The sequence below is a fragment of the Streptomyces sp. NPDC055287 genome (genome assembly GCF_053646035.1).
In genome coordinates, this window is the sequence record NZ_JBSHNE010000014.1 from 164796 (window position 1) to 170795 (window position 6000).

The 6000-nt window shown below is 71.8% G+C and carries 7 protein-coding genes; 3 read left to right on the plus strand and 4 right to left on the minus strand.

The features are described 5' to 3' along the window. Nucleotides 1-70: 70 nt before the first annotated feature. Together ACWIHY_RS23100 and ACWIHY_RS23105 are read right to left on the minus strand one after the other, a co-directional pair. Nucleotides 71-409 (minus strand): glyoxalase superfamily protein, encoded by a 339-nt coding sequence (locus ACWIHY_RS23100; protein WP_454377567.1) that lies wholly within the window; start codon nucleotides 407-409, stop codon nucleotides 71-73. A gap of 30 nt (nucleotides 410-439) precedes the next feature. Then, nucleotides 440-1018, minus strand: coding sequence for a carboxymuconolactone decarboxylase family protein (locus ACWIHY_RS23105; protein WP_454377552.1), 579 nt, complete (start codon nucleotides 1016-1018; stop codon nucleotides 440-442). Between the two features lie 70 nt (nucleotides 1019-1088). Between ACWIHY_RS23105 and ACWIHY_RS23110 the strand changes: the two genes are divergently transcribed. Then, nucleotides 1089-1547 (plus strand): MarR family winged helix-turn-helix transcriptional regulator, encoded by a 459-nt coding sequence (locus ACWIHY_RS23110; protein WP_454377568.1) that lies wholly within the window; start codon nucleotides 1089-1091, stop codon nucleotides 1545-1547. Between the two features lie 48 nt (nucleotides 1548-1595). Here the strand turns inward: ACWIHY_RS23110 and ACWIHY_RS23115 are convergent, their stop codons facing one another. Together ACWIHY_RS23115 and ACWIHY_RS23120 are read right to left on the minus strand one after the other, a co-directional pair. Next, nucleotides 1596-2255, minus strand: coding sequence for a LuxR C-terminal-related transcriptional regulator (locus ACWIHY_RS23115; protein ID WP_454377553.1), 660 nt, complete (start codon nucleotides 2253-2255; stop codon nucleotides 1596-1598). Then, the gene (locus ACWIHY_RS23120) at nucleotides 2240-3505 is read right to left on the minus strand and encodes a sensor histidine kinase (protein WP_454377554.1); all 1266 of its coding nucleotides are present in this window, start codon (nucleotides 3503-3505) and stop codon (nucleotides 2240-2242) included. Before ACWIHY_RS23120 ends, ACWIHY_RS23115 begins: the two co-directional genes overlap by 16 nt. A gap of 184 nt (nucleotides 3506-3689) precedes the next feature. Here ACWIHY_RS23120 and ACWIHY_RS23125 point away from each other — a divergent pair, with 184 nt between their 5' ends. Continuing rightward, nucleotides 3690-4349 carry a hypothetical protein gene (locus tag ACWIHY_RS23125; protein WP_454377555.1) on the plus strand — a complete coding sequence of 220 codons (660 nt, stop codon included), beginning with the start codon at nucleotides 3690-3692 and terminating at the stop codon, nucleotides 4347-4349. A gap of 89 nt (nucleotides 4350-4438) precedes the next feature. Continuing rightward, nucleotides 4439-5881: a PepSY-associated TM helix domain-containing protein gene (locus tag ACWIHY_RS23130; protein WP_454377556.1), complete on the plus strand. Its 1443-nt coding sequence runs from the start codon at nucleotides 4439-4441 to the stop codon at nucleotides 5879-5881. The last annotated feature ends 119 nt before the right edge of the window (nucleotides 5882-6000 follow it).

The following is a 6000-nucleotide window of genomic DNA, read 5'->3' on the forward strand; positions in this document are numbered from 1 at the left end:
CGTACGGGGTGAGGCAAGGCGCGGTGTCGCCGCGGCCATCCGAACCGGGCCCCGGGCGGGGCTCGCCTCCTCAGCCGGACTCGGCCGGCGTTCCCACCCGGAGACGGTTGCCGTCGGGGTCCCGCAGCTCGATCTCGCGAGCCCACGGCTGGTCCTCCACCGCTACGCCGAACTCCGCGGCCATGGTGTCCACGTCACGCACCCTCAGGTACACGAGCGTGCCGGGGCGCGCGTCCCCCCGGTGCTCCGAGAGGAACAGCCGGACGGGACCGCGCGCCACCTCCACGAAGGCGGGGAAGCCCGGCTCGAAGCGGTGCTCCCACTGCTTGGCGAAGCCGAGGCGGGCGTACCAGGCGGCCGCCGCTCCGGCGTCCTCGACGTGCAGGATCGGAATGACTTCCTCGGTCATGGTCATGAGGTCATTCTCTTTCCCGGCCGGTCACTCCTCCCAGGCGAACGGCGCGAGCTGCTCGTCCAGGGGAGCGCCGGTCATCCGGTTGGCCAGAGTCGACATCGTGTAGGCGCCGATGCCCAGGACGACCTCCAGGGCGTTCTGCGGGGTGTAGTCGTGGGCCAGGAAGCGCCGCAGGGTGTCGTCGGAGACGGCGCCCGAGGTCGCGATGACCTCCAGCGTGAACTGCCGTACCGCTTCGAGACGTTCGTCGCTCAGCGGCTGCGACTCCTGTGGCTCCGACTGGCGCTGCTCGCGCAGCGACGTGACCAGGTCGGCGTCGGCGCCGAGCGCGGTCAGCTTCGCCGTGTGCATCGCGACGCAGACGTGACAGCCGTTGCGCGTCGCGATCGTCATGATCAGGACCTCGCGCGAGAGGGGGTCAAGGGTCGTCGACTCGAAGATCGCGCTGATCTTCAGGAAGCCGTCGAGCAGGTGCGGGGAGGTGGCCAGGCGTGCGACAGGAGCGGGCAGGTAGCCCAGGCGCTTGGTGGTCGCCTCCATGGAGCGTCGGGCGGCGGCGGGGGCGGTCGCGGTGGTGTGGTCGGGGAACAGGGCGGCGGTCAAGTGGTCTCCTCGAGGAGTAAACTCGTCAACGTGATTGACGAAAAGGTAAACCACGTTGACGAGTTCCACAATGGCTGAGGGGTACGAGCTTCCGCTGCTGCTGTTCGCCGGATTCCGGTCGTTCATCGACGAGTTGCACGCCGAGCTGGCCGAGCAGGGCCATCCGGACGTCCGCCCGGCGTACGGCTTCGCCCTCCAGGCGGTCGGCCCGGACGGTGCGACGCCGGGGGAGCTGGGCCGGCGGCTCGGCGTCTCCAAGCAGGCCGCGGGCAAGACGGTCGAGCGGCTGGAGCGGCTCGGTTACGTCGAGCGGGCGCACGACCCCGCCGACGGCCGGCGCAAGCTGGTCAGGCTCACGCCGCGCGGAGCCGACGTACTCGTGCGGTCGGCCGCGATCTTCGACCGGCTGCGGGCGCGCTGGGTCGAGACGCTCGGCGCGGAGCGGGTGGGCGAGCTGGAGACGGCTCTGCGGACGATGGTCCCCGCCGGCGGCCTGCGGCTGGACGCGGCGAGCTGGTTCGGTTCCTGAGAGCGCGGCCCGGCCGCTCCCTGCGACGGGGGGCGGCCGCGCCCGGCCTCAGCGCCCGCCCTGCCCCCGGTCCAGGTAGGCCAGTACGGCCAGTACGCGCCGGTTGTCGTCGTCGGACACCGGCAGGCCGAGCTTGCCGAAGATGTTCGACGTATGCTTCGCCACGGCCCGCTCGGTGACGAAGAGCTGGCCCGCGATCGCCGCGTTCGACCTGCCCTGCGCCACGAGCTCCATGACCTCTCGCTCGCGCGGCGTCAGGCCGCCCATCGGCTTGTCCTGGGCGCGGCGCGAGAGGAGCTGGGAGATCACCTGCGGGTCCATCGCCGTGCCGCCGGCCGCCACCCGCCGTACCGCGTCGACGAACTGCTCCGCGTCGAACACCCGGTCCTTGAGCAGGTAGCCGATGCCGCCGTTGCCGTCGGCCAGCAGCTCGCGGGCGTACAGCTGCTCCACGTGCTGGGACAGGACGAGTACCGGCAGGCCCGGCCGCGCCCGGCGGGCCTCCAGTGCGCACTGGAGGCCCTCGTCGGTGTGGGACGGCGGAAGCCGGACGTCGACGACAGCGACGTCCGGCTCCAACTCGGCGAGCGCCCGGGAGAGTTCGGGCCCGGTCTCCACGGCGGCCAGAATCTCGAAGTCGAAGGCTTCGAGCATCCGGACCAGGCCGTCGCGGAGCAGGAAGAGATCTTCGGCTAGAACAACTCGCAAGGGATCTCCATGGTCACCATGGTGGGACCGCCCGCGGGACTGCTGACGGCCAGGATGCCGTCGAATGTACCGAGTCGGCGTTCGACACCGCTCAGACCCGACCCCCTTCCGACGGCCGCCCCGCCCTGCCCGTCGTCGGTCACGGAGATCCGCAGCATGCCGTCGGCGTGATGGATGTCGGCGTAGATCCGGTCCGCGCCGGCGTGCTTGACGGCGTTCGTGAGGACCTCGCTGACCGCGAAGTACGCCGCCGACTCGACCGGCGCGCCGGCCCGTCCGGGAAGGTCCACCGTCACCTCGGTCTCTACGGGCAGGCGCAGCGCCAACGCCCGCACAGCGTCGCCGAGTCCGCGCTCGGCGAGCACCGGCGGGTGGATGCCGCGCACCAGGTCGCGCAGTTCGGTCAGGGCCTCGGCCGAGGACTCGCGGGCCGTCGCGAGGAGCTTCTTGGCCTGGGCCGGGTCCTTCTCCACGAGCGCCTCGATGGTGCCGAGGTTCATACCCATGGCGACGAGCCTGGCCTGTGCGCCGTCGTGCAGGTCCCGCTCGATGCGCCGCAGTTCGGCGGCCGAGGAGTCGACGGCATCGTGCCGCGTCTCGGTGAGGTGGTCGACGCGCTGCGCGAGCGTCATCTCGTTGGTGGGGCCGAGCAGCGACCTGGTGAGGACGAAGTGGGCGTGCAGCAGAGCCGGGTTGTAGCGCACGGCCGTCGCGAAGACGAGGAGACCGAAGGCGACCGCGAGAAGCGCCGTCCCCTGGCTGTGGACGGCGACGGGGCCGTACCAGTACGCGCCGCCCTCCGTGAACAGCCGCCACAGCCCCGCCGCCAGCACCAGGCTCTCCAGCGGGTACAGGAACAGTGCCGCGGGCAGCAGTGCGCTGACGCAGCCGGCCGTCATGTCGACCAGCAGCCACAGCAAGTCCCGCCACGTCGCCGGGTCCTTCAGCATCAGCACGCACCGCTCGACCTGCCCGATGAAGCCGCCCCGCAGGTCGGAGGGCATCGGGCGGTACGGGGCCGGGATGCGTACGTCCGACCACTTGGCCGTGAGCAGGCGCCGCTGACCGGCGTAGCCCCGGAGCGCCGTCAGTGCGACGGGGGTGGTGAACAGGCCGATCCCGATCGGGATCAGCGCGAGGGAGACGATCGTGAAGGTGAACAGGACGACCGACGCCGTGAGCGACACGATCATCAGTGCCAGTCCTCGTACTCCGGCAAGGAACGCGTTGCGTATCTTCGTCACGATCATGGTGTCCAGCCTCTCCTCGGCGGCCCGTCCGCCGGGTACACGCACAGTCTTGCCTGTGCCGCCCACCAAGGTCATTGGGTCCGGCACCCGGGCTCGGGGTGTACCTACCACCACCCCCCCCGCACGGCTGTGTCCTGCACCCATGCCCCCACGAAGCCTCCCGGGATGGCAACATGTGCGGACCATGACGGACGCCCGGTCGCCCCTGCGCGCACTGCGAGCCGCACTCTTCGCGGCGGTGTGCGTACTTACGGCCGCCGTGGGGCATTCGTCCATGTCCGGGCATGAAGTTCCGGTTTTGGGCCTGCTCGCGGCCTTCGCGGTGACGGGCGGCCTCGCCTGGACCACCGGCCACCGGCGGCACGGTCTCCTCGCCGTCGGCGGCGGCCTCCTCGCCGTACAGGGCGCACTGCACCTCATCTTCGGTACGGCGCAGGGGCCCGGCGCGGGTCACCATCACATGCCCGTCGCTCAGCAACCGGCCATGGACCCCGAGGCCATGGCCGCCGCGGCAACCGCCTCCGCCCAGATCCAGGGCTCGTCGTCGCTCGCGATGACCGCCGCCCACGTCGCCGCGGCGCTCGTCTGCGGCCTGTGGCTGGCGCGCGGCGAAGCGGCCTTCTTCCGGCTCGCGCGCGCCGTCGGCGCGCTGGCCTTCACTCCGCTGCGGCTGCTGCTCGCCCTCGTACGGACGCCCGCACTGCCGGAGCCGGTACGCCGCCGGGAGCCCCGCACCACGCGCCGCCACGGCCACGGCGTCGTCCTCACGCACACCCTGTCGCGGCGCGGGCCGCCCCCGGCCCGGACCACCCGCGCCACGGCCCCCGCACTTGCCACCGGCTGACCGCGTCCGACCGCGTCGGACCGCGTGACCAGGGGGCCGCTTCCCACGCCCCGTGACCCAGGTCACCAGCGACAACTCCGAGGACAGTCATGGCCATTGACGACCCCGTACAGACCCCGCAAGCGGAGCCCGGCCCGGCGGCCACCGCAGCCGGCGACCGCCCGAGCACCTGGAGTGCCCTGCGCCCCCTCGTCCTGCGCATGCACTTCTACGCGGGCCTTCTCATAGCCCCGCTCCTGCTGGTCGCCGCCACCAGCGGGCTGCTCTACGCCCTCTCCTTCCAGGCGGAGAAGTTCCTCTACAGCAACGAACTCGAAGTCCCGGTCGGCGAACGCTCCCTGCCGGTCGGCGACCAGCTGGCCGCCGCCCGCAAGGCCCACCCCGAGGGCACGGTGACCGCCGTCTGGCCCTCGGCCGAGGACGGCGCGACGACCAGGGTGCTGATGACGTCACCCGAGGTCGAGGAGGGCAAATCGCTCGCCGTCTTCGTCGATCCGTACACCGCGGAGGTACGGGGCGAGCTGACCAGTTTCGGCAGCTCCGGCGCCCTGCCGCTGCGCACCTGGCTCGACGAACTCCACCGTGACCTGCTCCTCGGCGACCTCGGCCGCTACTACAGCGAACTCGCCGCCAGCTGGCTGTGGGTGGTCGCACTCGGCGGTCTGCTGCTGTGGCTCGGACGCAGGCGCACGGCCAAGCGCGACCTGATCGTTCCCGAACGCGGGGCGAAGGGCCGCCGCAGGACGCTTTCCTGGCACGGCACCGTCGGCATGTGGGCGGTGCTGGGTCTCGTCCTGCTCTCGGCGACCGGCCTCACCTGGTCCCGGTACGCGGGCGAGAACATCGGCGCCGTACAGGACCAGCTCGGCGGCGCCACCCCGGTGGTCTCCGCCGCGCTGACCGAGGGCGCCGGTGACGGCGGCGAGGCACACGAGGGCCACGGTGGTGGCGGCGGCTCCCACGAGGGCATGGCCAACATGGACGTCGGCATCGACAACGCGCTCGCGGCCGCGCGCCAGGCGGGTATCGACGGCAAGCTCTCGGTGATCCTGCCGAGCGAGGGCAGCGGTTACGTCGTCAAGGAGACCGACGCCCAGTTCCCGGTCCACCTCGACTCGGTCGCCGTCGACCCCGCCGACGGCCGCGTCATGGACGAACTGCGCTTCGCCGACTACCCGCTGCTCGCCAAGCTCACCCGCTTCGGCATCGACGCCCACACCGGCGTCTTCCTCGGCCTCGCCAACCAGCTGGCCCTGGCGGCCCTCGCGTTCGCCCTGATCATGCTGATCGTCTGGGGTTACCGCATGTGGTGGCTGCGCAGGCCCACCAAGGAGCGCAGGCTGAGCGCCGGCCGCCCGATGCCGCGCGGCGCCTGGCGGAAGGTTCCGGTCACGGCGCTGCTGCCGCTGGCGGCGCTCACCGTCCTGGCGGGCTGGTTCGTGCCGCTGCTGGGCATCAGCCTGCTGGTGTTCCTGGCGGTCGATGTGGTGCTGGGACTGGTGGCCAGGGCCCGCGCCCGCACGGCAGTCTGAGCCCGGGGAGGGCCCGCCCGGCCCGGACGCTGTTGGTTAATTCGGCCCTTCGCGTGACGTCGGCCTTCAGGACCCGGTTGTGGTCTTGAAGGCCGACGTTGTTGTTTGGGGTGGGTGCG